The 20,852-nt window shown below is 47.3% G+C and carries 24 protein-coding genes; 20 read left to right on the top strand and 4 right to left on the bottom strand.

The window, feature by feature from the left end; genetic code table 11:
• Nucleotides 1-2: 2 nt before the first annotated feature.
• Genes fabZ through ACIQZ3_RS03155 form a run of 5 tightly spaced genes read left to right on the top strand, consistent with a single transcriptional unit; the run spans nucleotide 3 to nucleotide 3,885 of the window.
• Complete coding sequence (fabZ, locus tag ACIQZ3_RS03175; RefSeq protein WP_397390266.1) at nucleotides 3-452, top strand: 3-hydroxyacyl-ACP dehydratase FabZ; 450 nt, start codon at nucleotides 3-5, stop codon at nucleotides 450-452.
• Nucleotides 452-1,249, top strand: coding sequence for an acyl-ACP--UDP-N-acetylglucosamine O-acyltransferase (gene lpxA, locus ACIQZ3_RS03170; RefSeq protein WP_397390264.1), 798 nt, complete (start codon nucleotides 452-454; stop codon nucleotides 1,247-1,249). Before fabZ ends, lpxA begins: the two co-directional genes overlap by 1 nt.
• The gene (lpxB, locus tag ACIQZ3_RS03165) at nucleotides 1,209-2,462 is read left to right on the top strand and encodes a lipid-A-disaccharide synthase (RefSeq protein WP_397390263.1); all 1,254 of its coding nucleotides are present in this window, start codon (nucleotides 1,209-1,211) and stop codon (nucleotides 2,460-2,462) included. Before lpxA ends, lpxB begins: the two co-directional genes overlap by 41 nt.
• The gene (rnhB, locus tag ACIQZ3_RS03160; RefSeq protein ID WP_397390261.1) at nucleotides 2,459-3,052 is read left to right on the top strand and encodes a ribonuclease HII; all 594 of its coding nucleotides are present in this window, start codon (nucleotides 2,459-2,461) and stop codon (nucleotides 3,050-3,052) included. Before lpxB ends, rnhB begins: the two co-directional genes overlap by 4 nt.
• A gap of 8 nt (nucleotides 3,053-3,060) precedes the next feature.
• Nucleotides 3,061-3,885 carry a TrmH family RNA methyltransferase gene (locus ACIQZ3_RS03155; protein WP_397390259.1) on the top strand — a complete coding sequence of 275 codons (825 nt, stop codon included), beginning with the start codon at nucleotides 3,061-3,063 and terminating at the stop codon, nucleotides 3,883-3,885.
• Between the two features lie 4 nt (nucleotides 3,886-3,889).
• On the opposite strand, the gene ACIQZ3_RS03150 is transcribed toward ACIQZ3_RS03155, so the two are convergent.
• The gene (locus tag ACIQZ3_RS03150) at nucleotides 3,890-4,717 is read right to left on the bottom strand and encodes a pyruvate, water dikinase regulatory protein (protein ID WP_216180612.1); all 828 of its coding nucleotides are present in this window, start codon (nucleotides 4,715-4,717) and stop codon (nucleotides 3,890-3,892) included.
• Between the two features lie 106 nt (nucleotides 4,718-4,823).
• Here ACIQZ3_RS03150 and ppsA point away from each other — a divergent pair, with 106 nt between their 5' ends.
• Complete coding sequence (gene ppsA, locus ACIQZ3_RS03145) at nucleotides 4,824-7,226, top strand: phosphoenolpyruvate synthase (protein ID WP_397390257.1); 2,403 nt, start codon at nucleotides 4,824-4,826, stop codon at nucleotides 7,224-7,226.
• Between the two features lie 121 nt (nucleotides 7,227-7,347).
• Here the strand turns inward: ppsA and smpB are convergent, their stop codons facing one another.
• Nucleotides 7,348-7,800 carry an SsrA-binding protein SmpB gene (gene smpB / locus ACIQZ3_RS03140; RefSeq protein ID WP_397390255.1) on the bottom strand — a complete coding sequence of 151 codons (453 nt, stop codon included), beginning with the start codon at nucleotides 7,798-7,800 and terminating at the stop codon, nucleotides 7,348-7,350.
• A 26-nt stretch (nucleotides 7,801-7,826) separates the two neighbouring features.
• Here smpB and ACIQZ3_RS03135 point away from each other — a divergent pair, with 26 nt between their 5' ends.
• The 14 genes from ACIQZ3_RS03135 to ACIQZ3_RS03070 are packed head-to-tail and all read left to right on the top strand — an operon-like array spanning nucleotide 7,827 to nucleotide 19,186.
• A complete protein-coding gene (locus tag ACIQZ3_RS03135; RefSeq protein WP_397390253.1) occupies nucleotides 7,827-8,258 on the top strand; it encodes a type II toxin-antitoxin system RatA family toxin in 432 nt (143 codons plus the stop codon).
• Entirely contained in the window at nucleotides 8,251-8,601 is a 351-nt protein-coding gene (locus ACIQZ3_RS03130) for an RnfH family protein (protein WP_397390251.1), read from the top strand. The genes ACIQZ3_RS03135 and ACIQZ3_RS03130 overlap by 8 nt, the downstream gene beginning before the upstream one ends.
• A 26-nt stretch (nucleotides 8,602-8,627) precedes the next feature.
• Nucleotides 8,628-10,094 carry an IMP dehydrogenase gene (gene guaB, locus ACIQZ3_RS03125; RefSeq protein ID WP_397390249.1) on the top strand — a complete coding sequence of 489 codons (1,467 nt, stop codon included), beginning with the start codon at nucleotides 8,628-8,630 and terminating at the stop codon, nucleotides 10,092-10,094.
• Between the two features lie 36 nt (nucleotides 10,095-10,130).
• Nucleotides 10,131-11,738, top strand: a complete 1,608-nt coding sequence (guaA, locus tag ACIQZ3_RS03120; protein ID WP_397390246.1) for a glutamine-hydrolyzing GMP synthase — start codon at nucleotides 10,131-10,133, stop codon at nucleotides 11,736-11,738.
• A gap of 29 nt (nucleotides 11,739-11,767) precedes the next feature.
• Nucleotides 11,768-12,592 (top strand): ferritin-like domain-containing protein, encoded by an 825-nt coding sequence (locus tag ACIQZ3_RS03115; protein ID WP_397390244.1) that lies wholly within the window; start codon nucleotides 11,768-11,770, stop codon nucleotides 12,590-12,592.
• Complete coding sequence (locus ACIQZ3_RS03110; RefSeq protein ID WP_397390242.1) at nucleotides 12,589-14,484, top strand: B12-binding domain-containing radical SAM protein; 1,896 nt, start codon at nucleotides 12,589-12,591, stop codon at nucleotides 14,482-14,484. Before ACIQZ3_RS03115 ends, ACIQZ3_RS03110 begins: the two co-directional genes overlap by 4 nt.
• A 46-nt stretch (nucleotides 14,485-14,530) precedes the next feature.
• A complete protein-coding gene (locus ACIQZ3_RS03105; RefSeq protein WP_397390240.1) occupies nucleotides 14,531-14,914 on the top strand; it encodes a hypothetical protein in 384 nt (127 codons plus the stop codon).
• A gap of 42 nt (nucleotides 14,915-14,956) precedes the next feature.
• The gene (locus ACIQZ3_RS03100) at nucleotides 14,957-15,229 is read left to right on the top strand and encodes a hypothetical protein (RefSeq protein ID WP_397390238.1); all 273 of its coding nucleotides are present in this window, start codon (nucleotides 14,957-14,959) and stop codon (nucleotides 15,227-15,229) included.
• Nucleotides 15,205-15,933: a hypothetical protein gene (locus ACIQZ3_RS03095; protein ID WP_397390236.1), complete on the top strand. Its 729-nt coding sequence runs from the start codon at nucleotides 15,205-15,207 to the stop codon at nucleotides 15,931-15,933. The genes ACIQZ3_RS03100 and ACIQZ3_RS03095 overlap by 25 nt, the downstream gene beginning before the upstream one ends.
• A gap of 28 nt (nucleotides 15,934-15,961) precedes the next feature.
• Complete coding sequence (queE, locus tag ACIQZ3_RS03090; RefSeq protein WP_397390323.1) at nucleotides 15,962-16,615, top strand: 7-carboxy-7-deazaguanine synthase; 654 nt, start codon at nucleotides 15,962-15,964, stop codon at nucleotides 16,613-16,615.
• 41 nt (nucleotides 16,616-16,656) lie between these two features.
• A complete protein-coding gene (gene queD, locus ACIQZ3_RS03085; RefSeq protein ID WP_397390234.1) occupies nucleotides 16,657-17,121 on the top strand; it encodes a 6-carboxytetrahydropterin synthase QueD in 465 nt (154 codons plus the stop codon).
• An 8-nt stretch (nucleotides 17,122-17,129) separates the two neighbouring features.
• Nucleotides 17,130-17,585: a tRNA adenosine(34) deaminase TadA gene (gene tadA, locus ACIQZ3_RS03080; protein WP_397390232.1), complete on the top strand. Its 456-nt coding sequence runs from the start codon at nucleotides 17,130-17,132 to the stop codon at nucleotides 17,583-17,585.
• Nucleotides 17,582-18,526 carry an LD-carboxypeptidase gene (locus ACIQZ3_RS03075; protein ID WP_397390230.1) on the top strand — a complete coding sequence of 315 codons (945 nt, stop codon included), beginning with the start codon at nucleotides 17,582-17,584 and terminating at the stop codon, nucleotides 18,524-18,526. The genes tadA and ACIQZ3_RS03075 overlap by 4 nt, the downstream gene beginning before the upstream one ends.
• 24 nt (nucleotides 18,527-18,550) lie before the next feature.
• Complete coding sequence (locus tag ACIQZ3_RS03070; RefSeq protein WP_397390228.1) at nucleotides 18,551-19,186, top strand: SOUL family heme-binding protein; 636 nt, start codon at nucleotides 18,551-18,553, stop codon at nucleotides 19,184-19,186.
• Here the strand turns inward: ACIQZ3_RS03070 and ACIQZ3_RS03065 are convergent.
• The gene (locus ACIQZ3_RS03065; RefSeq protein WP_397390226.1) at nucleotides 19,183-20,049 is read right to left on the bottom strand and encodes a 23S rRNA (adenine(2030)-N(6))-methyltransferase RlmJ; all 867 of its coding nucleotides are present in this window, start codon (nucleotides 20,047-20,049) and stop codon (nucleotides 19,183-19,185) included. The two genes, ACIQZ3_RS03070 and ACIQZ3_RS03065, sit on opposite strands and share 4 nt — an antisense overlap.
• A gap of 2 nt (nucleotides 20,050-20,051) precedes the next feature.
• Nucleotides 20,052-20,849: a phosphatase PAP2 family protein gene (locus ACIQZ3_RS03060; RefSeq protein ID WP_397390224.1), complete on the bottom strand. Its 798-nt coding sequence runs from the start codon at nucleotides 20,847-20,849 to the stop codon at nucleotides 20,052-20,054.
• Nucleotides 20,850-20,852 lie beyond the last annotated feature (3 nt).

The raw sequence follows: 20,852 nt of genomic DNA, 5'->3' as shown, positions 1-20,852 counted from the left end.
ACATGAGTAAACCTATCGCCATCGACATCAATCAAATCTTAAAGTTATTGCCACACCGTTACCCATTTTTATTGGTTGATCGGGTATTAGAGATTGAGCCTCGTCAAAGTATTACTGCTTTAAAGAATGTCACCATGAACGAGCCATTCTTTCAGGGGCACTTTCCGGATTTTCCAGTAATGCCTGGCGTCTTAATTATTGAGGCGCTGGCTCAGACTGCCGCATTACTGACTTTCTCAGAAGTTCGTGAAGAGAATGCGATTTACTACTTTGCCGGTATTGATGGTGCTCGCTTTAAGAAGCCGGTATTGCCTGGTGATCAATTGATTATGACGGCCAAGTTAGAGCGTGAGCGTGCTGGCATCTATAAATTTCAGGTGCAGGCTACTGTAGACGGCGAATTGGCTGCAGAAGCTAATATTACTTGTGCTGTTCGTACGAAAGGTCCGTAATGACTCGGATTCATGCATCTGCTGTAGTTGATGGCAAAGCTGAGCTCGCTAGCGACGTAGAGGTTGGTCCATATTCTGTTATAGGACCAAACGTCAAAATTGGCGCTGGCAGCAAGATCGGTTCTCATACTGTCATCGAGGGTTACACTACGATCGGTAAAGAAAATACTTTTGCGCACTTTGCCGCTATTGGTGGAGCTCCCCAGGATATGAAATACCGCGGAGAGCCTACTCAACTGATTATTGGCGACCGCAATACGATTCGTGAGTTCACCACTATTCATACTGGTACATCTCAGGATGAGGGCATTACCCGGATCGGTAATGACAACTGGATCATGGCTTATGTGCACATTGCGCATGATTGCCAAATCGGTAACCACACTATTTTCTCTAGTAATGCGCAAATTGCTGGTCATGTGAAGGTGAGTGACTGGGCGATTATGGGTGGCATGTCGGGCGTTCATCAGTTTGTTCGCATTGGCCAACATGCCATGCTGGGTGGTGCCTCTGCATTGGTGCAAGACATTCCTCCATTTGTGATTGCAGCTGGAGATAAGGCCTCTCCACACGGAATTAATGTGGAAGGTCTAAAGCGCCGCGGTTTCTCAAGTGAAACGATTTCTGCATTACGTCAGGCATATAAAGTTCTTTATAAAGATAGCCTCAGTTTTGAAGAGGCTAAGGTAGAGATCCATAAGATGGCACTCGCTAGCACCTCAGATGCCGCTACTGCAGAAAAGCTGACCGAGTTCCATGATTTTATTGCCGCCTCCACGCGCGGCATTATTCGATAGAGTAAATCGAGTGTCCAAACTTGCTTGTGTTGCCGGAGAGCCTTCGGGTGACTTGCTGGCGGCACCAGTACTCAGTGCGCTAAAGCAGATTCCCGATACCTCCAAGTTGGAGGTCTACGGTATTGGTGGTCCACGTATGCAGGCAGAAGGTCTGCGCTCAGATTGGCCAATGGAATCGCTCAGTGTTCGTGGTTATGTTGAGGCCATCAAGCAGCTGCCTGCCATTCTGAAACTCAGAAGAGAGCTGATTGCCAATCTCACGGGCGAAGATCGTCCTGATGTTTATTTGGGTATTGATGCCCCGGATTTCAATTTAGGGGTTGAGTTGGCTTTGCGTAAGGCTGGCATTCCAACTTTGCATTTTGTTTCTCCATCTATTTGGGCATGGCGAGCAGGGCGTATTACCAAAATTAAGCAAGCAGTTGAACGGATGCTCTGTATCTTCCCTTTTGAAACTGAGATCTATGAGCGTGCTGGTATTAGCGCGACTTATGTTGGACATCCGCTAGCTAGCGAGATTCCACTTGAGCCAAATCCAGCAATCGCCAAGCAAACAATAGAAAAAGTCTTAAGCCTGAAGCCCAATACTCTGAGTGGAATTATTGTCTCTGTTCTACCAGGCAGTCGTGGTTCAGAAATTGAACTGATTGCACCAGTCTTTTTTGAAACGATGGCTGAGCTTGTGAAGCGCATGCCGGGACAGTCAATCCATTTTGTGATCCCGGTGGCAACCCCACGCTTGCGAGCACCGCTTGAGGCTTTACTAAAAAATACGCTAGAGAAGAATCCAGGCCTGAATATTTATTTAATCGATGGTGAGGCGGATGCGGTCCTAGAAGCCGCTGATGTTGTGTTAATTGCCAGTGGCACCGCAACATTGCAGGCGGCACTATGGAAAAAGCCCATGGCGATTTCTTATAAGGTGCCCTGGCTGACGGCGCAGATTATGAAGCGGCAGGGATATCTGCCTTATGTCGGACTTCCTAATATTTTGTGCAGTGAGTTTGTTGTCCCCGAACTCCTTCAGGATGATGCGACTCCAAGCAAATTAGCTGATGCCTTATTGGTTTGGTTGAATAATCCCGCCAAAGTTGATCAACTAAAAACTCGCTTTGCAGCAATGCATGAAACCTTGCGTAGACCAACAGGTTTGTTGGTTGCTCAAGCTGTCGCACAAACCATTGCTGCTACTAAAAATCGGACTACTGTGTGAGCATGATTTGGGTATGTGGTGTTGATGAGGCAGGGCGTGGCCCATTAGCGGGAGCAGTGGTTGCTGCTGCCGTCGTTCTCGATCCTGAAAACCCTATTGCCAGTTTAAAAGATTCTAAGAAGTTATCCGCTGCCAGACGCGAGTTTCTATTTGAGCAAATTCAGCTCAAGGCAAAAGCCTGGGGTATTGGCGAAGCTAGTCCAGTTGAGATTGATGAGATCAATATTTTGCAGGCAACGATGTTAGCAATGCGCCGAGCGATTGAAGATCTCACCACACGTTTGGGCGGCTGGCCAGACAAAGCTTTAATTGATGGAAATCGCTGTCCTGAGCTCCCGATTTCTGCAGAAGCTATTGTCAAGGGTGATACCAAAGAACCTGCGATTTCAGCGGCATCGATCTTGGCTAAAGTCACACGCGATCGTCAAATGATGGCCTTGCATGACTTGCATCCCCAGTATGGATTTGCTCAACACATGGGGTATCCAACCGAAGCGCATTTTGCTGCCTTAAAGGAATTTGGCGCCTGCGATCAACATCGTCGGAGCTTTTCACCAGTTCGTAATGTCTTAGCTCTGCATAGCCGATAATCACAATTATGAAAATGGAATTTATCAGCTCAAAAGACAATTCCTTGTTTAAAGAAATTCGTCAATTACAAGCCACTGGTCCTAAAGGCCAAAAGGCGAGATTTGCATGTGGTCAGGCTTTGCTGGAGGGCATTCATTTAGTGCAAACTTGGGTTGGCAATCCAGCGCTCAAGACCTTGATTACCTCTGAATTGGGTTTACAAAATCCAGAGATCGCCCAGGCCGTTTACGATCATGTAGAAATTTGCCCTGAGACTCGGGTTTATCAATTGGATAAAGGCCTTTGGGATTTGCTATCGGATTTGGTGAATGCTCCGCAAATTGCGGGATTGCTTGATCTTCCTGAGTCTGCCCTAAACCCACAAAAGTCGGTTGCGACGATTTCTGGGGATGTAATTATTTTGGATCGTATTCAGGATGCAGGTAATGTAGGTTCTATCTTGCGTACCGCTGCCGCAGCCGGATTTACTCAGGTCATTGCCTTAACTGGTTGCGCTCACTTGTGGTCAAGCAAGGTATTACGAGCTGGTATGGGTGCTCATCGCCTGCTTGATCTTTACGAAGGTTGGTCAACCTCACAAGTACTTAGTGCTGTAACAGCGCCTTTACTGGCTGCTACCGCTGATGGTGAGCTAGATCTCTTTAATATGCCCAAGGTATTAATGCATCCAGTTGCTTGGGTAATGGGAAGCGAAGGGCAGGGCGTTTCAGAGGATCTGATGGCTCAAGCTAATGGCGTATCCATTCCAATTGATCCTAGAGTTGAATCCCTGAATGTTTCTACAGCAGCGGCAATCTGCCTATTTGAAACTGTGCGTGTTCGCAGAAGCTAAAAATCTAACCTAAGATTGTTTTATCTGATTTAATGGATTGCAATACGGTAGTAGCAATCTCCTCAATCGATTTACTCGTTGTTGCTACCCAAGGAATAGATTCTTTTTTCATCATCGCGGTGGCTTCATTAATTTCGTAGCGGCAATTTTCTAGCTTGGCATAGTTGCTGCCAGGGCGTCGCTCATTACGAATCTCCGATAGTCGCTCGGCATCGATCATGAGGCCAAAAATCTTATTACGGTAGGGAATAAGATCCTTTGGCAACTGCCCACGTTCAAAGTCCTCTGGAATGAGGGGGTAGTTTGCGGCCTTCATGCCATATTGCATTGCCAAATACAGGCTAGTTGGCGTTTTACCCACCCGAGATATTCCAACCAGAATGACATCGGCTTCCGCCAAATTACGGTTGGACTGCCCATCATCGTGGGCCAGGGAATAGTTGATAGCCTCAATACGGTTTTTATAGGCTTCAGTATCGGCATTGTGATGAAGGCGGTTCATGGCATGGGTCGATTTGACGCCTAGCGCTTGCTCTAAAGGGGCCACGAAAGTCTGGAACATATCCAGAATCAAGCCGTTAGCCTTGCCGACAATCTTATTGAGCTCTGGATTCACCAAGGTGGTGAAAACAATCGGTTGAACCTCATACTTAGAGGCTGCCTGATTGATGCTAGAAACAGCGTCATGGGCTTTTTCAGGGCTATCCACAAAAGGTACCCGAATGTGCTTAAAAGTGGCCTCAAATTGGGCCAAAATCGACTGGCTGAAGTTCTCAGCGGTAATTCCGGTGCCATCAGAAACTATAAAAACAATGCGGGTTTGGGTAGACATGGGATTGGCCTAAAAGTCGTGGTCAGCACTACAATATGTAGTTAATGAAGTATGCCGTATTTTATTCGGCCGCTCGACCAGTTTCCTTATCTTTAGAGAGTATTTTATGTCTAACCAACAGCAACAAAGTAACGATGTAGCAAATGCCTATGTTTTGCCTTTTGAGCAACTCCGAATGACTGATGTTGAGTCAGTCGGCGGTAAAAATGCCTCATTGGGTGAAATGATTTCTCAGTTGTCTTCCACGGGTGTTCGTGTACCGACGGGGTTTGCAACTACTTCACTAGCGTTTCGTGATTTCTTAGAGCACAACAATTTGACCGAACGCATTCAGAAGCGTTTGGAGAATCTCAATATTGATGATGTGCGTGCTCTGGCTGAAGCCGGTAAAGAGATTCGCAGCTGGATTGAAACTGCGCCATTTCAAGCGCGCCTTGATGAAGAAATTCGTACAGCGTTTAAAAAATTAGACGACTCTGGCAAAGGTGCTTTTGCAGTGCGCTCTTCTGCAACCGCGGAAGATTTGCCTGATGCTTCATTTGCCGGACAACAAGAAACCTTCTTGAACGTTGAGGGTATTGATGATGTTCTGAAGAAGATTCGTGAAGTTTTTGCTTCTTTGTATAACGACCGTGCGATTTCTTACCGCGTTCATAAGGGTTTCGCCCATGCTGAAGTAGCTTTATCTGCTGGTATCCAGCGCATGGTTCGCTCTGATCTTGGTGCAGCTGGCGTAATGTTTACTTTAGACACAGAGTCTGGATTTGAAGATGTGGTGTTCATCACATCTAGCTACGGCTTGGGCGAGACAGTAGTGCAGGGTGCCGTGAACCCAGATGAGTTCTATGTATTCAAAACAACTTTGGCCCAAGATAAGAAAGCGATTATTCGTCGCTCCTTGGGCTCCAAGTTGATCCAGATGCAATTCGCCCCAGCAGGTTCTGCTGAAAAAGTAATGACAGTGGATGTGGTTCCAGAGAAACGTAATCGTTTTTCATTGGAAGATGCAGACATTACTGAATTAGCAAAGTATGCCGTCATTATTGAGAAGCACTACGGTCGTCCAATGGATATCGAGTGGGGTAAAGATGGTCAAGATGGCCGTATTTATATCCTGCAAGCACGTCCAGAGACAGTAAAGAGCCAAGCTGCTGGCCAAGTGGAAATGCGTTACAAGCTCAAGGGCACGTCTAAGGTTCTTGCTAAAGGTCGTGCGATTGGTCAAAAGATTGGTGCAGGCCCAGTTCGTGTAATTCGTGACCCAAGCGAGATGGATCGGGTACAGCCAGGCGACGTATTAGTTGCTGATATGACTGACCCTAACTGGGAGCCAGTAATGAAGCGCGCTTCTGCGATTGTGACTAATCGTGGTGGACGTACTTGCCATGCAGCCATTATTGCCCGAGAGTTGGGCGTTCCTGCGGTGGTTGGTTGCGGCGATGCAACTGAGCATTTGCAAGACGGCATGATGGTTACTGTATCTTGCGCAGAAGGCGATGAAGGCCATATTTATGATGGCTTGATTGAGACTGAAGCGACTGAAGTTTCTCGTGGCGTATTGCCAGAGATACCAGTGAAGATCACCATGAATATTGGTAATCCTCAGTTGGCATTTGATTTCTGTCAAATCCCCAATGCTGGTGTCGGCTTGGCTCGTCTCGAGTTCATTATCAATAACTACATTGGCGTGCATCCACGTGCTGTGCTGGAGTACCCAAACATTGATCCTGATCTCAAACGTGCTGTAGAAAGCGTTGCTCGCGGTTATGCAAGCCCACGTCAATTCTACGAAGATAAATTGGTTGAGGGTGTGGCAACGATTGCGGCTGCTTTCTATCCAAAACCAGTAATCGTTCGTTTGTCTGACTTTAAGTCAAACGAATACAAGAAGCTCATCGGTGGTTCACGTTATGAGCCGGATGAAGAGAATCCAATGCTCGGTTTCCGTGGCGCATCCCGCTACGTATCAGCGGATTTCGGCGAAGCCTTTGCCTTAGAGTGCGCTGCGATGAAGCGTGTTCGTGAAGATATGGGCTTGGACAACGTTGAGATCATGGTTCCGTTTGTTCGCACCATCAAACAAGCTGAGCGCGTGATCGATATGATGGCGAATTTTGGTCTCAAGCGTGGCGTCAATGGCTTGCGTCTGATCATGATGTGCGAGATCCCCTCCAATGCAATTTTGGCTGACCAATTCCTTGAGCATTTTGATGGATTCTCAATCGGCTCAAATGATATGACTCAGTTAACACTAGGTCTAGATCGTGACTCCGGTATGGAATTGTTGGCTATTGACTTTGATGAACGCGACCCTGCGGTTGAGTTCATGATTGCCCGCTCTATTGAGGCTTGCCGCAAGCAAAACAAATACGTTGGTATTTGTGGTCAAGGCCCTTCAGATCACCCAGACTTTGCTCGTTGGTTGGTTGCCAAGGGTATTACTTCAATCTCCCTTAATCCAGATAGCGTAGTTGCTACTTGGGAAATGCTGGGCAAGAAAGAGGCGTAACTCTCATTTGCCAATTGTTGGCAGGAAATAAAAAAGACCTAGATCACATGTATCTAGGTCTTTTGCTTTGGACTGGAATTGCTTATTCTAAATCTAGTGTGATGCACTTAATTGGTGCAAATTACGCGTTGAGGTCACCTCGAGCAATTCGACCCTTTTGAACTTCCCATTCACGCTCTTTAGTGGCCGCACGCTTATCGTGCTGCTTCTTGCCTCGGGCTAACCCAATCTCGCATTTCACATTACCTTTGGAGAAGTGCAGATTCAATGGAACGAGGGTGTAGCCCTTTTGCTCAACTTTGCCGATGAGCTTTTTAATTTCAGTCGCGTTGAGGAGAAGTTTGCGGGTGCGGGTACTGTCGGGAACGATATGGGTAGAAGCTGATAGCAGTGGGGTGATGTGACAACCGATCAGGAATAGCTCCGCCTGACGGATGACGACATACGCTTCTTTGACGTGGACTCGACCAGCTCGAATGGCTTTTACTTCCCAGCCTTCCAGAACCAGTCCTGCCTCGAACCGTTCCTCGACAAAATAATCGAAGAAGGCTTTTTTGTTATCGACGATACTCATATTTATTTAGCTTCTCAAGATCGATTATGGCAGACGTCCACAAGACCGTTTTAATTGGCCAATCAGCCGACCGCATGTATGGCTTGGTAACCGACGTTGCGCGCTACCCCGAGTTCCTGCCCTGGTGTGGTGGGGTGGAAATTTTTGAGCAAACCGAGACTGTTTTGGATGCCAAAATCAATATTCACTTCAAGGGTATTAATCAGTACTTTCATACCCGAAACATCAATCACCGCCCTGAAACCATTGACATGGTCTTTGTGGATGGGCCATTTAAGCATTTTTCTGGGCAGTGGAACTTCATTCCCCTCAAGGAAGATGCCTGCAAGGTGGAGTTCAAGCTCCATTGGGAGTTTAAGAGTGTCATCCTGGATAAGATCATTGGCCCGGTATTTGGCCATATCGCTGGCACCTTTGTAGATTGCTTCGTAAAGCGAGCCGAAGACCTCTATGGCTAATCAGTCTATGGAGATTCTGATTTGTGATGCCCGCTTAGGTGAGCCCAAATTAAACCCCTTCACACTCCATTTATCAGCATCCGAAGCTCCAACAGTGGGCCTAGCCCTGGTTAAAGCCGGAATCGCTCAGGGCTCCGATGATCCCGTCTTGGCCAGAAAAGGCTGTTTTGGCGTCTTTGGCAAGCGCAAGGACTGGGATAGCCCTATTTATGAGGGTGATCGTCTGGAGCTCTATTCACCACTCCTTGTGGACCCTAAAGCCGTCCGCCGCAAGAAGGCCAACCAGAACCAAGATGCCAAATTCCAGGCTGCCGCAGCTAAAAGAAAGGCTAGGAGGCTATAATCGGTTTTTGCGACTAGGGGTTTTGCATGCGACTCATTCAAAAAGCACTCACTTTTGACGATGTGCTCCTCGTACCGGCTTATTCTTCGGTACTCCCTCGAGATGCCAGCTTGGCAAGTAAGTTAACTCGAGATATTTCACTAAACACGCCGTTGGTGTCTGCAGCTATGGATACCGTCACTGAAGGCCGACTGGCAATTGCCATGGCCAGTGAAGGTGGCATTGGTATTGTTCATAAAAATCTCAAGCCTGCCGAGCAGTCTAGGGAAGTAGCCAAGGTCAAACGTTACGAGTCCGGTATTTTGCGGGACCCTATTACGGTTGGTCCCGATGTCACGCTACGTCAAGTTATTCAACTTTCCCGTGAGCATGGCTTTTCTGGTTTCCCAGTTCTTACTGGCAAAGAAGTGGTGGGCATTATTACCAACCGCGACTTGCGCTTTGAAGAAGACTTGGATGCGCCAGTGAAAACAAAAATGACTCCGCGTGAGCGCTTGATTACAGTTAAAGAGGGTTGCTCCCTAGAGGAGGCAAAGCGTTTGATGAGTCAGCATCGCTTGGAGCGTGTGCTGGTTGTTAACGACAAGTTTGAATTGCGCGGCTTAATCACCGTTAAAGATATTTTGAAAGCTACCGAGCATCCAAATGCTTGTAAAGATAGCGAAGGTAAGTTGCGCGTTGGTGCTGCCGTTGGTGTAGGCCCCGATAACGATGAGCGCATTGAGCTTCTAGTCCGCGCTGGCGTCGATGTGATTGTAGTGGATACCGCTCATGGCCATAGTCAAGGCGTATTAGATCGTGTGAAGTGGGTTAAGAAAAACTATCCACAAGTTCAGGTTATTGGCGGCAACATTGCTACTGGTGATGCTGCCAGAGCACTGGCTGACCATGGCGCTGACGGTGTGAAAGTCGGTATTGGCCCTGGCTCCATTTGTACAACCCGAATTGTTGCGGGTGTAGGCGTTCCTCAAATTAGTGCGATTGTGAATGTAGCTGCCGCACTTAAAGGCACAGGTATTCCATTAATTGCTGACGGCGGCGTACGTTACTCCGGTGACGTTGCTAAAGCTTTGGCTGCTGGCGCAAGCTCCGTCATGATGGGCGGTATGTTTGCTGGTACTGAAGAAGCTCCAGGTGAAGTGTTCTTATATCAAGGTCGTTCATATAAGAGCTATCGCGGTATGGGTTCTTTGGGCGCGATGGCGGATGGTTCTGCTGATCGTTATTTCCAGAGTGATATCAGTGCTGCAAATGCAGAGAAGCTTGTGCCCGAAGGTATTGAAGGTCAGGTACCTTACAAAGGTAGCGTCCTTGCCATCTTGCATCAACTGACTGGTGGTATTCGTTCTTCAATGGGCTATCTTGGATGCAAGACGATTGATGAACTTCATGAGAAAGCGAATTTTGTGGAAATCACTTCAGCTGGTGTGCGCGAGTCACACGTTCATGATGTGAAGATCACTAAGGAAGCCCCGAATTACCATATTGACTAAGAAGTAAAAGTAGACTGAAATTAAGGCAATCCTTTCGTGCACGACAAAATACTGATTCTCGACTTTGGTTCACAAGTCACCCAATTAATTGCTAGACGCGTGCGTGATGCCCGCGTCTACTCTGAAATCCATCCCTACGATTGCGATCCAGAGTTCATTCGAAAATTCATTCAAGAGCAGGGTGGTAAGGGAATCATTCTTTCCGGTGGACCGAGCTCCGTTACCGAAGAGGGAAGTCCTCGCGCGCCACAAATCGTTTTTGAATTAGGTGTTCCTGTTTTGGGTATTTGCTATGGCATGCAAACCATGGCAACCCAACTTGGCGGAGCTGTTGCTTCTGCTGAATCCTTGGGTAAAGCTCGTGAGTTTGGCTACTCTGAAGTGCGTGCCCATGGCCATACTAATTTGCTGAAAGGCATCCAGGATTTTTCTACCAGTGAAGGCCACGGCATCCTGAAAGTATGGATGAGTCACGGCGACTCCGTAACGACTTTGCCACCCGCATTTAAGTTAATGGCTTCAACGGATTCTTGTCCAATTGCCGGCATGGCTGACGAAGATCGCTGCTTCTATGCATTCCAATTTCACCCTGAAGTAACTCACACCTTGCAAGGTGAGGCCATCTTAGCTCGCTTTGTGCATGAGATCTGTAAATGCAAGCCAGACTGGGTAATGGGCGACTACATTAGCGAAGCGGTTGGGCATATTCGTAAGCAAGTTGGTGATGAAGAGGTCATTCTTGGTTTATCCGGCGGCGTTGACTCTAGCGTAGCGGCCGCATTAATCCATCGCGCGATTGGCGAGCAACTCACCTGCGTATTTGTTGATCATGGGTTGCTTCGTTTGAACGAAGGCGACATGGTGATGGAAATGTTTGCCCGCAACCTCGGCGTCAAAGTCATTCGAGTGGATGCCAAAGCAAAGTTTATGTCTGAGCTTGCTGGCGTTGCTGACCCAGAAGCCAAGCGCAAAATTATTGGTAAAGAATTTGTTGAGATCTTCCAAGCTGAGTCTGGCAAGATTGAAAATGCCAAGTGGCTTGCTCAAGGAACTATTTATCCAGACGTCATTGAGTCTGCCGGTAAGGGTAAAAAGGGCGCGCATACGATTAAGAGTCATCACAATGTGGGTGGCTTGCCTGAAGATATGCACCTCAAGTTGCTTGAGCCATTACGTGAATTATTTAAAGATGAAGTGCGCGAACTCGGCGTAGCCTTAGGTTTGCCACGCGAGATGGTGTATCGCCATCCATTCCCAGGCCCTGGTCTTGGAGTTCGCATCTTGGGTGAAGTCAAGGATGAGTTTGCAAGTCTTTTGCAACGTGCTGATGCGATCTTTATTGAAGAGTTGCGCAATACGATTGATGAAGCCAGTCAAAAATCTTGGTATGACCTCACTAGTCAAGCCTTTGCAGTGTTCTTGCCAGTGAAATCTGTAGGCGTTATGGGCGATGGAAGAACCTATGAATATGTTGTTGCTCTAAGAGCAGTTCAAACGCAAGACTTTATGACTGCACATTGGGCTCACTTGCCCCATGATTTACTAGGCAAGGTATCCAATCGCATCATTAATGAAGTTCGTGGCATCAATCGCGTGGTCTACGACATTAGCGGAAAACCTCCAGCAACTATCGAGTGGGAATAGGCGACTTAAGTTCGCCTTTACCCATGACCATGCTTGAGTTACGAGAAACCTCCCTCGCAATACTGGCAAATACCGATGTGCAATCCAAGGTTAGCCAGTTAGCTAACTTGTTCGATGAGTATCAAGCCGGGCGCATTGATGTAAATCTTGCTGGCAACCTTGATGGTCAAAATAATTGCCTCCCTGGGCGACCCGCTAAACCAGAGTTAGTGGCGCCGAAGTTTGTTCCCAAAAGAAAAATGGATACGGTTGAGGGTAGAGCCATTCTTTGGCATTCCTTAGCCCATATTGAATTTAATGCCATGAACCTCGCTTTAGATGCAATTTGGCGTTTTCCAAATATGCCTAAGGCGTATTACGAAGACTGGCTTAGGGTTGCTAAAGAGGAGTCATACCACTTCAGCTTGATCAACGCCCATTTACAGTCCTTTGGATTTAGTTATGGTGATTTCCCGGCACACAATAGTTTGTGGGAGATGGTTGAGAGAACAACTGATTCAGTGATTGCGCGTATGGCATTAGTCCCAAGAACAATGGAGGCTAGAGGTCTTGATGCGGTTCCGGAGATTCGGGATCGGTTTAAGCAAATCAAGGATGATCGCGCCGTAGAGATTTTAGAAATCATTCTCCATGATGAGATTGGACATGTGATTGTTGGCAATCGCTGGTTTAATTTCTTGTGCGCTAATGACGGCTTATCTCCAATTACGACTTATCGAGAGCTGGCCGAGAAGTACCGTGCGCCCACCTTGAGAGGGCCGTTTAATTTGGATGCCCGTGAACAAGCTGGCTTTACTACTGAGGAATTGGAATTGCTGGAATCCCTTGGCGATAAACGGGCGCAAGTGGCATGAAGATTCTGAGCCTCATTCCGCCGATGACGCAACTTAATACGCCGTATCCATCAACGGCCTACCTCACTGGCTTTCTACGCTCACGTGGTTTTGATGCTGTTCAAGAGGATTTGGCGCTGGCCTTGGTCCTGGGCTTCTTTACTCCGCAGGGTTTGCTGGAGATTCAAGAGCACGCATTAAAGCTCCCCGAAGAAAATCGCAGTGTTAGCGTCAACTTCTTTCTAGATTATTTTTCAGACTATCAAAGCACCATCGCCTTGGCGATTGCATTTTTACAAGGACGTGATAGCACCCTCGCTCATCGCATCAATAGCCGTACTTTGCTACCTGAAGGACCACGTTTCACATCCTTGGATTCTTACGATGAAGAAGAAGGCGCTGACTCATTGGCATGGGCATTTGGCGCGCTGGGCTCTCAGGATCGGGCGCGTCATTTAGCTACCCTGTATCTCAATGATCTATCCGATGTCTTGCGTGATGCAGTAGATGAGCGCTTTGAGTTTGTTCGCTACGCAGAATCCTTGGCAGGCAGTCAGCCTACCTTCACACCCTTAGCGGATGCCTTGGCAGCAATTCCCACATTAATGGATTTGCATTTACAGGGGCTAACAAAGTCTTCCATCGAAAAGCATCAGCCTAGCTTGGTGTTGCTCTCAGTGCCATTCCCCGGGGCAATGTACGCCGCATTACGAATTGCCCAAACCATCAAGCAACATTACCCCAATATCAAGATTGGTCTTGGTGGCGGCTACGTCAATACTGAGTTACGTGAGCTCACCGATCCACGCATATTTGATTTTGTAGACTACATCACCCTAGACTCGGGTGAGAGACCATTACTTGCTCTGCTTGAGCATTTGAATGGCAAGCGCTCCTCAGAAAGATTGGTGCGTAGCTTTATCCGGAATGATAGTAATGAGGTTCGTTACATTAATTGGCAAGAGCCGGATATTCCATTTGAGGAAGTCGGAATAGCCACCTGGGATGGCTTGCCGCTCAACTCCTATTTATCTTTGCTGGATATGCTTAATCCGATGCATCGCCTATGGAGCGATGGGCGTTGGAATAAGCTTACCGTTGCTCACGGTTGCTATTGGAAAAAGTGTAGTTTCTGCGATGTCAGCTTGGATTACATCTCTCGTTATGAAACTGCTTCAGCCAGCCTATTGGTTAATCGCATCGAAGCAATCGTTGCCGAGACTGGTCAGACCGGATTTCATTTTGTAGATGAGGCAGCGCCACCCAAAATCCTAAAAGCCCTTGCTGAGGAATTAATACGTCGCAAGGTAGTAATTTCTTGGTGGGGCAATATTCGCTTTGAAAAGACATTCACCCCTGAGTTATGCGAGTTGTTGGCGCAAAGCGGTTGCATTGCAATGTCCGGCGGCCTAGAAGTAGCCTCTGACAGACTTCTTGATCTGATGAAAAAGGGTGTTTCAGTTGAGCAGGTGGCCCAAGTGACAAAAGGGTTCTCGGATGCCGGCATCTTGGTGCATGCCTATCTCATGTACGGTTTCCCAACGCAAACTCTTCAAGAGACTGTCGACTCCCTAGAGTATGTTCGTCAGCTCTTTGAAAACGGCTGCATCCAGAGTGGTTTCTTTCATCGATTTACTTGCACTGCACATTCTCCCGTAGGACTTGATCCAGCAGCCTATGGAATTGAACTTGTGCCATTACCCCCCATCAGTTTTGCTAAGAATGACGTTGCCTTCATCGACCCTACCGGAGTGGATCACGATCTACTCGGCGTTGGTCTTAAGAAGGCAATTTACAACTTTATGCATGGTGTTGGCTTTGAGGAGGATGCCCACAAGTGGTTCGATATTCAAGGTATTCCAAAAACCTCGGTAGGGCGGAATAAAATAGCCAAAGTATTGAGGCATGTATAAACTTGAGCAATCTAACTTGCTTCATCAATTCACTATGGGTAGCAATATGAATCTAAGTCGCCGCACCTTCATTGCATCAGCCGCTTTAGCTCCGGTAGCTTGTGGCGGCCTTTCCTACGAGCATGGCATTCCGGTTGCCCAGCCAAAACCACTGCCTGTGGTTCGTCCTCCACAAATTGGTCAAGAGTGGACCTACATCAAGAAAAATATCTTTGACGGCAAAACTTTGGATGTGATTACTGAGCGCGTTTCTAATATTGGCTCAAACATTGTGATTGATCGCATGACTGCTGACGGCGCTCGCTTGCCTAGTGAGATCCAGACTTCATGGGGAATGGTTTCTACAGATACGCAGTGGTCACGTTTACTCAACTTCAGTCCATCTCTGCCACTTTGGCCTGAGCAACTATCCACTACTTGGGCTAAGTAATTCAACACTAAATACAGTATTGCGGGCTATTCAGATTTAAGAATGAATTGGCAGGAGTATATGAGTGTTCAGGGCTGGGAAAAAATTACGGTTCCTGCTGGAGAATTCGTGGCACTGCGCTTTCAGACTCTGATTAATTACGAGAGCGAAGATCCCAACAAAGTTGAGTGCATTCGTAAAGAAACAGCTTGGTTTGCTCCGCAAATTGGTCGCTGGGTTGCTCGTGAAGCTTCTGGTTCTTATCAAATTCAGGGGCAAATTGGGGTAGCAATTTTAGAGGGTAGCTACCAATGGCAACTCAGCTCTTACAAATAAGTACCTTACGCAGATTTCTTTTGCTGTTGTCGCCAGCAGTATTGGTAGCCTGTATCTCATCACAGCCTTATCCGGCTTCAACACCACTTCCGCAACCTATCAATCCCCCAAAGGTGAGGGCGCCACAAGTAGGGCAGCAGTGGGTCTACAACGTTCGTAATGTATTTAACCAAGAATTGGTAGATGTTGTTACGGAGAAGGTGGTATCCGTTGGACCTCAGATTCGGATTGAGCGAAGCGGACTAAAGGCAGGTCAACTTCCCGATGAAATTCAGCAACCCTGGGGTTATGTCTTGCAGGATCCACACTGGAACCCTCCTCAAAAATTTTTGCAGCCAATCCCCTTGTGGCCTGAGCAACTTGTCCCTGGATGGTCTGGTTTCTATCGCGATCGCTATCAAGTGGTTGACTATCCTGACAACGACTATTACTGGGGTTTAAACATAGCTGCTTTAGGGTGGGAGGGCATCAGTGCGCCTGCCGGTCAATTTCCGGTCTTGAAGTATCAAAACGAAGCACCTTTCTTTACAAGTAATGACTTTTCTCGTGTGGCCAACTACCGTCAGGAGGACGTTTGGTTTTCCCCGGAAATTGGTCGTTGGGTTATTCGGCGAGGTTACGGACGTTATTTATGGGCCGGCATGTTTTGGAATGACGCCCTGTGGGAAGACCACCTAGAATGGGAGCTTGCGTCCTGGAAGTAAGCAAACCGCTTAAAATCACGACATGGCTATGTATACCGTAAAAGAACTCTTTCCAACTCTCCAAGGTGAGGGCGCCCACGCTGGTCGTGCGGCCGTGTTTTGTCGCTTTGCTGGTTGCAATCTGTGGAGTGGCCGGGAAGAAGATCGCGCTACTGCAGTATGTCAATTTTGCGATACTGACTTTGTTGGTACTGATGGTGCTGGTGGTGGCAAGTTTGAAACTGCTTCACTATTAGCTGACACCATAGAGGAGGTTTGGAATAGCACCTCTGCTGGGCCTCAGCAGCGCTATGTTGTTTTCACTGGTGGCGAACCATTGTTGCAACTCGATACTGCTTTAATCGAAGCTTTGCATGCTAAAGGCTTCGCTATTGCTATCGAGACTAACGGGACGATTAAAGTTCCCAAGGGTGTTGACTGGGTATGTGTCAGCCCTAAGGCTGGTTCCGATCTGATTGTGCTTCAGGCCGATGAGATTAAGTTGGTGATTCCCCAAGCAGGCCATAACTCCTTAGAGGCCTTATTGGCCAGATTTGAGAAGATGGATTACCGCAATCGCTTCTTGCAGGCTATGGACGGCCCAGACCTTCAAGAAAATCTCGCATTAGCCGTTCGCCTATGTCAAAAGCGGCCTTTATGGCGTTTGAGTGTTCAGGCCCATAAAATGATCGGTATTCGGTAGTAGTATTACGAAGCAATATTTAAGTATTTAGAAAAGCAATCATGACCACCAAGCAAGAAGCCATTTCAATTACCCGCCGCCTGGAATTTGACTCAGGCCATCGTATTCCTAACCATGATGGACAGTGCCGTCATTTGCATGGCCATCGCTATGCGATTGAAGTCACGCTAACTGGTGTGATCGCGGATCATCCTGGTAAGGCAGACGATGGCATGGTCTTAGATTTTGGAGATATCAAGCGCCTCACCAATCAATATGTAGTGGAGCCTTGGGACCATGCGTTTTTGGTAGCCAAAGAAGATGCTGGATTAGTTGAGTATTTAAACTCTATTCCGAATCACAAGACGGTAGTGATGGAGCATGTTCCGACTGTTGAGAACTTAGCTAGCGCAGCCTTTAGAGTGTTGCAGCCTATTTTTGAAAAAGCCTTTGATGGCCGACTCAAGCTCGCATCTATTCGTCTTTATGAAACACCCAATTGTTGGGCTGACGTTTCACATTCCTAAGAAGTAATATGCAAGCAGAGCTTGATCGCCAATTTATGCAGCAAGCTTTGAGTCAAGCTAAGCTTGCTGCCGCTGCTGGTGAGGTGCCTGTGGGCGCTGTATTAGTTCGAGATGGTCAAATTATTTCAACTGGTTTTAACCAGCCAATTACCAATAGCGATCCTAGCGCCCATGCTGAAATGATGGCATTGCGTGCTGCAGCTCATGGCGAATCCAATTACCGCCTACCAGGCACCACTCTGTATGTCACATTAGAGCCTTGCACTATGTGTGCTGGAGCAATGCTGCATGCAAGGGTGGAGCGCGTAGTGTTTGGTGCAGCTGACCCTAAAACAGGCGCCGCCGGTAGCGTGCTCAATGTATTCTCAGAAAAACAGATTAATCACCAGACTCAGGTTGAGGGTGGCATCATGGGCGAAGAGTGCGGTCAGGTACTGCGTGATTTTTTTAAGGAACGGCGTTGAAGAAAATTCATTTGATTGCTCCTTCAGGAGCGAGCTTAGATGCTAGTAGCCCATTGGCTGGAATCGAGTGGCTTCAGAAACAGGGTATTGAAGTTCTCAATACAGAATGCGTAAACCGAGTTGAACAACGTTTTGCCGGTTCCGACGCTGTGCGATTGGCTGAAATTAATCAAATCGCTAAACTCCCACCCGAGATTGCTGTTGTTGCTATGCGTGGTGGCTATGGATTGCATCGCTTACTCCTGGATATTCAGTGGAGCGCTATTTCTAAGGCGATTCAGAATGGTCTACAGATTTGTGGGCATAGTGATTTCACAGTCTTTCAGATGGGTTTATTGGCAAAGACTGGTGCAGTAACTTTAGCTGGCCCCATGCTCAATTTTGATTTTGCATGTCAGGGTGATCAAAGTAAAAACGTTACTCCCAATGCATTTATGTGGGCACATTTTCAACAAGCCATCAACGAGCGCAAATTAGATTGCACTATTCAGGCAACGCAGCCCTTCTTAAGTAAGTCTGCCGCAGGTAAAGCATCGGGAATGCTCTGGGGCGGAAACCTCACTGTGCTAGCGGGACTAGTTGGCACGCCATACTTCCCAACAAAGGAACAAATCCATGGCGGAATTCTGTTTCTAGAGGATGTCAATGAGCATCCCTATCGAATCGAGCGCATGCTCATGCAATTGCTGGATGTTGGGATATTGAAAAATCAAAGTGCCATTCTTTTGGGTGGATTTTCAGCCTATCGTCTTTATGGCAATGATCGCGGTTACACCTTAGAAAGTGCTATTGAGGCCGTCAGTAAACGTCTTCCTGGCAACATCCCCTTATTAACCGGATTGCCATTTGGTCACCAAGCTGAGAAACTGACGCTGCCGGTATGTGCGCAGGCGAACATTCAATATGATGAATCGGGATTTAGTATTCAGTCTCAGTGGTAGTAAACCATTATGAAGGATTTCTCCATGCGAGTTTTAGTATTTCTAACCTGCATATTGATTGCGAGCGCTGCAATGGCAGCAGAAGAACCGAAGTATGTCCTCTTAGAGAAAGCCGAGCCATTTGAATTACGTGCCTATACTCCTCTCATAGTTGCAGAAGTAAAGGTGGATGGGGGCTTAGATGCTGCCTCTAATCAAGGCTTTCGCTTGATTGCAGCGTATATCTTTGGGAAAAATCAGGTATCCGAAAAGATCTCCATGACTGCACCTGTTGGGATTGAAGCTACCGATCAAAATAAGAGTGCCAAGATTGCCATGACTGCTCCCGTAGGGATCGAGAGTAGCAAGTCTTCAGAGAATGCGGGCAACCAATGGACGGTATCGTTTGTGATGCCTGCAGAGTACACCTTAGCTAGCTTGCCAAAGCCATTAAATCCGCAAGTCAAAATAAGAGAAGTGCCTGCAGAAAAAAGGGCGGTGATTACTTTTTCTGGTTTCTATAGCGAAGAGAGGGTTCAGGAAAAAACCCAGGCACTACGCGATTGGATCAAGATCAAGAATTTAAAGCCAGTCGGCGAGCCCCAGTTTGCACGCTACAACCCACCTTGGACATTGCCCTTCATGCGTCGCAATGAAGTCATGATCCAGGTCTTGGATTAAACCTCAAAATTCTTTAGTACAAACCGGGCGCCACTGTCTTGGCCAAGCGCTTTGACAAGAATAGGCAAGCTTTCGGCTAATTGCTTTTCCAGCGTCCAAGGTGGATTGATGATGAACATGCCGCTAGCCTGAAGACGGCGTTCCTTAGGGGCATTCTCAACCCGCAACTCAACCTGCAACCAAGAGCGATTATGAGTTGCAGCAATCTTTTTCATGTGATCAGGTAGGGATGCTGACTCTCTTCTAGAGAGGCATGGGTACCAAATTGGATAACAACCAGTAGCGAAGCGGTGCAGAGCTTCCTCCATCGCAGTTTCAAGATAACGGTAGTCTTGCTTATCTTCATAAGAAGGATCAATTAAAACAAGCCCACGCCTACTAGGTGGTGGCATCAATCCTTTTAATCTTGTAAAGCTATCTTCTGCATAGATATCGATTTGTTTTGATTGCTTTAGCTCACCAATATTGTGGCGCAAAATATCAATCTCTTTGGGATGTAGCTCAAAGAGTTTCAAACGGTCTTGCGATCTTAGTAATCGCGCCAAAATAAATGGGGATCCGGGATAGATGGTGATTTCATCTGCGGCATTCTCGGCGTGAATGTACTCGAGATAATTGGCAATACCCGGGCTGATGGGATTGGCCTCTGCAAATTTAGCTAAGCGATAAATACCTTGATCCGCTTCTTTGCTAACCGTAGCAAAGCCATCTATTAGGCTGTAAATACCAGCGCCCGCATGCGTATCAACAATTGTGAGGGCGCCTGGTTTTTCTTGCAGGTATTCGACTAAATGAATCATCACAAGATGCTTCAGAATATCGGCGTGACTGCCAGCATGAAAAGCATGGCGATAACTAAACATCTTTATATGCCTCTAGTTTTTTGTGCTTTAACAAATAAAGCCAGGGTGATGCTAATTAATACCGCACAGGCATATTGCAAAGATTGATTGAGCTCTGAGTCTAGAGTTTGGGTCAGAAGTACATAGATCGTCGCAAGGCCGCCGAGAGCAAGCAAGCGAGACCCAATCTTATTGGGTGCTAGTTGCGCATCTGGAATTAATTCGGCCAATATTGCCCCAAGCATGCCAGACCAAACTCCAATGGCGGAACCAGCTAAAACATCGGTAAGCCAGTGAGCACCAAGGGCATTGCGAGAGATGCCGGCAAAGCTTGCAATGATGAAGGTCCACCATAAAGAGCTTCTTTTTTCTCGATCGCTAGCAAAGTAGATTCCAGAAACTACTGCAAAAGCAGTCAGTGTGTGCCCTGATGGCATCGCCCTATGCAATAAAGGCTCGCCGATGCGATAAAAATCTTCTAAGGCTAGTACTCCAGCGGGACGAGGGAAGGCTAAAAAGGGTTTGATAATCTGACTAATCGCGCCGCCAATTAGAGATGCCAAAAGACCGGCGCTCAGCAATCTAGGTGCTAGTACTAAAAGCGGAAAGCACAGAGCAAAGATTCCCCAGCCATTACCCACGAAGGTGAGCCAAGTCCATAAGGTGTCGGGCAGAATCTGGGTGTGGCGATTGATGAATAAAAACGTCGGAGTTTGTAGTTCACCAAAGTAAATGGCAATTGCTAGACCAAGTGGTAGAAGAGGGATAAACCACACCCAAAGAGAGGCAACTGCTAAAGCTGATTTGCGCTGCTCAGTCATGCG

The sequence above is a fragment of the Polynucleobacter sp. genome (genome assembly GCF_044342855.1).
In the GTDB taxonomy this organism is placed as follows: Bacteria; Pseudomonadota; Gammaproteobacteria; order Burkholderiales; family Burkholderiaceae; genus Polynucleobacter.
This window is presented reverse-complemented; position numbering and strand designations above follow the sequence as displayed.

Excerpts from the sequence above, each read along its gene's own strand:
- fabZ (WP_397390266.1), top strand. The coding sequence starts at position 3 with ATGAGTAAACCTATCGCCATCGACATCAATCAAATCTTAAAGTTATTG.
- lpxA (WP_397390264.1), top strand. The coding sequence starts at position 452 with ATGACTCGGATTCATGCATCTGCTGTAGTTGATGGCAAAGCTGAGCTC.
- lpxB (WP_397390263.1), top strand. The coding sequence starts at position 1,209 with ATGATTTTATTGCCGCCTCCACGCGCGGCATTATTCGATAGAGTAAAT.
- ACIQZ3_RS03155 (WP_397390259.1), top strand. The coding sequence starts at position 3,061 with ATGAAAATGGAATTTATCAGCTCAAAAGACAATTCCTTGTTTAAAGAA.
- ACIQZ3_RS03150 (WP_216180612.1), bottom strand. The coding sequence starts at position 4,717 with ATGTCTACCCAAACCCGCATTGTTTTTATAGTTTCTGATGGCACCGGA.
- ppsA (WP_397390257.1), top strand. The coding sequence starts at position 4,824 with ATGTCTAACCAACAGCAACAAAGTAACGATGTAGCAAATGCCTATGTT.
- smpB (WP_397390255.1), bottom strand. The coding sequence starts at position 7,800 with ATGAGTATCGTCGATAACAAAAAAGCCTTCTTCGATTATTTTGTCGAG.
- ACIQZ3_RS03135 (WP_397390253.1), top strand. The coding sequence starts at position 7,827 with ATGGCAGACGTCCACAAGACCGTTTTAATTGGCCAATCAGCCGACCGC.
- ACIQZ3_RS03130 (WP_397390251.1), top strand. The coding sequence starts at position 8,251 with ATGGCTAATCAGTCTATGGAGATTCTGATTTGTGATGCCCGCTTAGGT.
- guaB (WP_397390249.1), top strand. The coding sequence starts at position 8,628 with ATGCGACTCATTCAAAAAGCACTCACTTTTGACGATGTGCTCCTCGTA.
- ACIQZ3_RS03115 (WP_397390244.1), top strand. The coding sequence starts at position 11,768 with ATGCTTGAGTTACGAGAAACCTCCCTCGCAATACTGGCAAATACCGAT.
- ACIQZ3_RS03110 (WP_397390242.1), top strand. The coding sequence starts at position 12,589 with ATGAAGATTCTGAGCCTCATTCCGCCGATGACGCAACTTAATACGCCG.
- ACIQZ3_RS03105 (WP_397390240.1), top strand. The coding sequence starts at position 14,531 with ATGAATCTAAGTCGCCGCACCTTCATTGCATCAGCCGCTTTAGCTCCG.
- ACIQZ3_RS03100 (WP_397390238.1), top strand. The coding sequence starts at position 14,957 with ATGAATTGGCAGGAGTATATGAGTGTTCAGGGCTGGGAAAAAATTACG.
- ACIQZ3_RS03095 (WP_397390236.1), top strand. The coding sequence starts at position 15,205 with ATGGCAACTCAGCTCTTACAAATAAGTACCTTACGCAGATTTCTTTTG.
- queE (WP_397390323.1), top strand. The coding sequence starts at position 15,962 with ATGTATACCGTAAAAGAACTCTTTCCAACTCTCCAAGGTGAGGGCGCC.
- queD (WP_397390234.1), top strand. The coding sequence starts at position 16,657 with ATGACCACCAAGCAAGAAGCCATTTCAATTACCCGCCGCCTGGAATTT.
- tadA (WP_397390232.1), top strand. The coding sequence starts at position 17,130 with ATGCAAGCAGAGCTTGATCGCCAATTTATGCAGCAAGCTTTGAGTCAA.
- ACIQZ3_RS03070 (WP_397390228.1), top strand. The coding sequence starts at position 18,551 with ATGCGAGTTTTAGTATTTCTAACCTGCATATTGATTGCGAGCGCTGCA.
- ACIQZ3_RS03065 (WP_397390226.1), bottom strand. The coding sequence starts at position 20,049 with ATGTTTAGTTATCGCCATGCTTTTCATGCTGGCAGTCACGCCGATATT.
- ACIQZ3_RS03060 (WP_397390224.1), bottom strand. The coding sequence starts at position 20,849 with ATGACTGAGCAGCGCAAATCAGCTTTAGCAGTTGCCTCTCTTTGGGTG.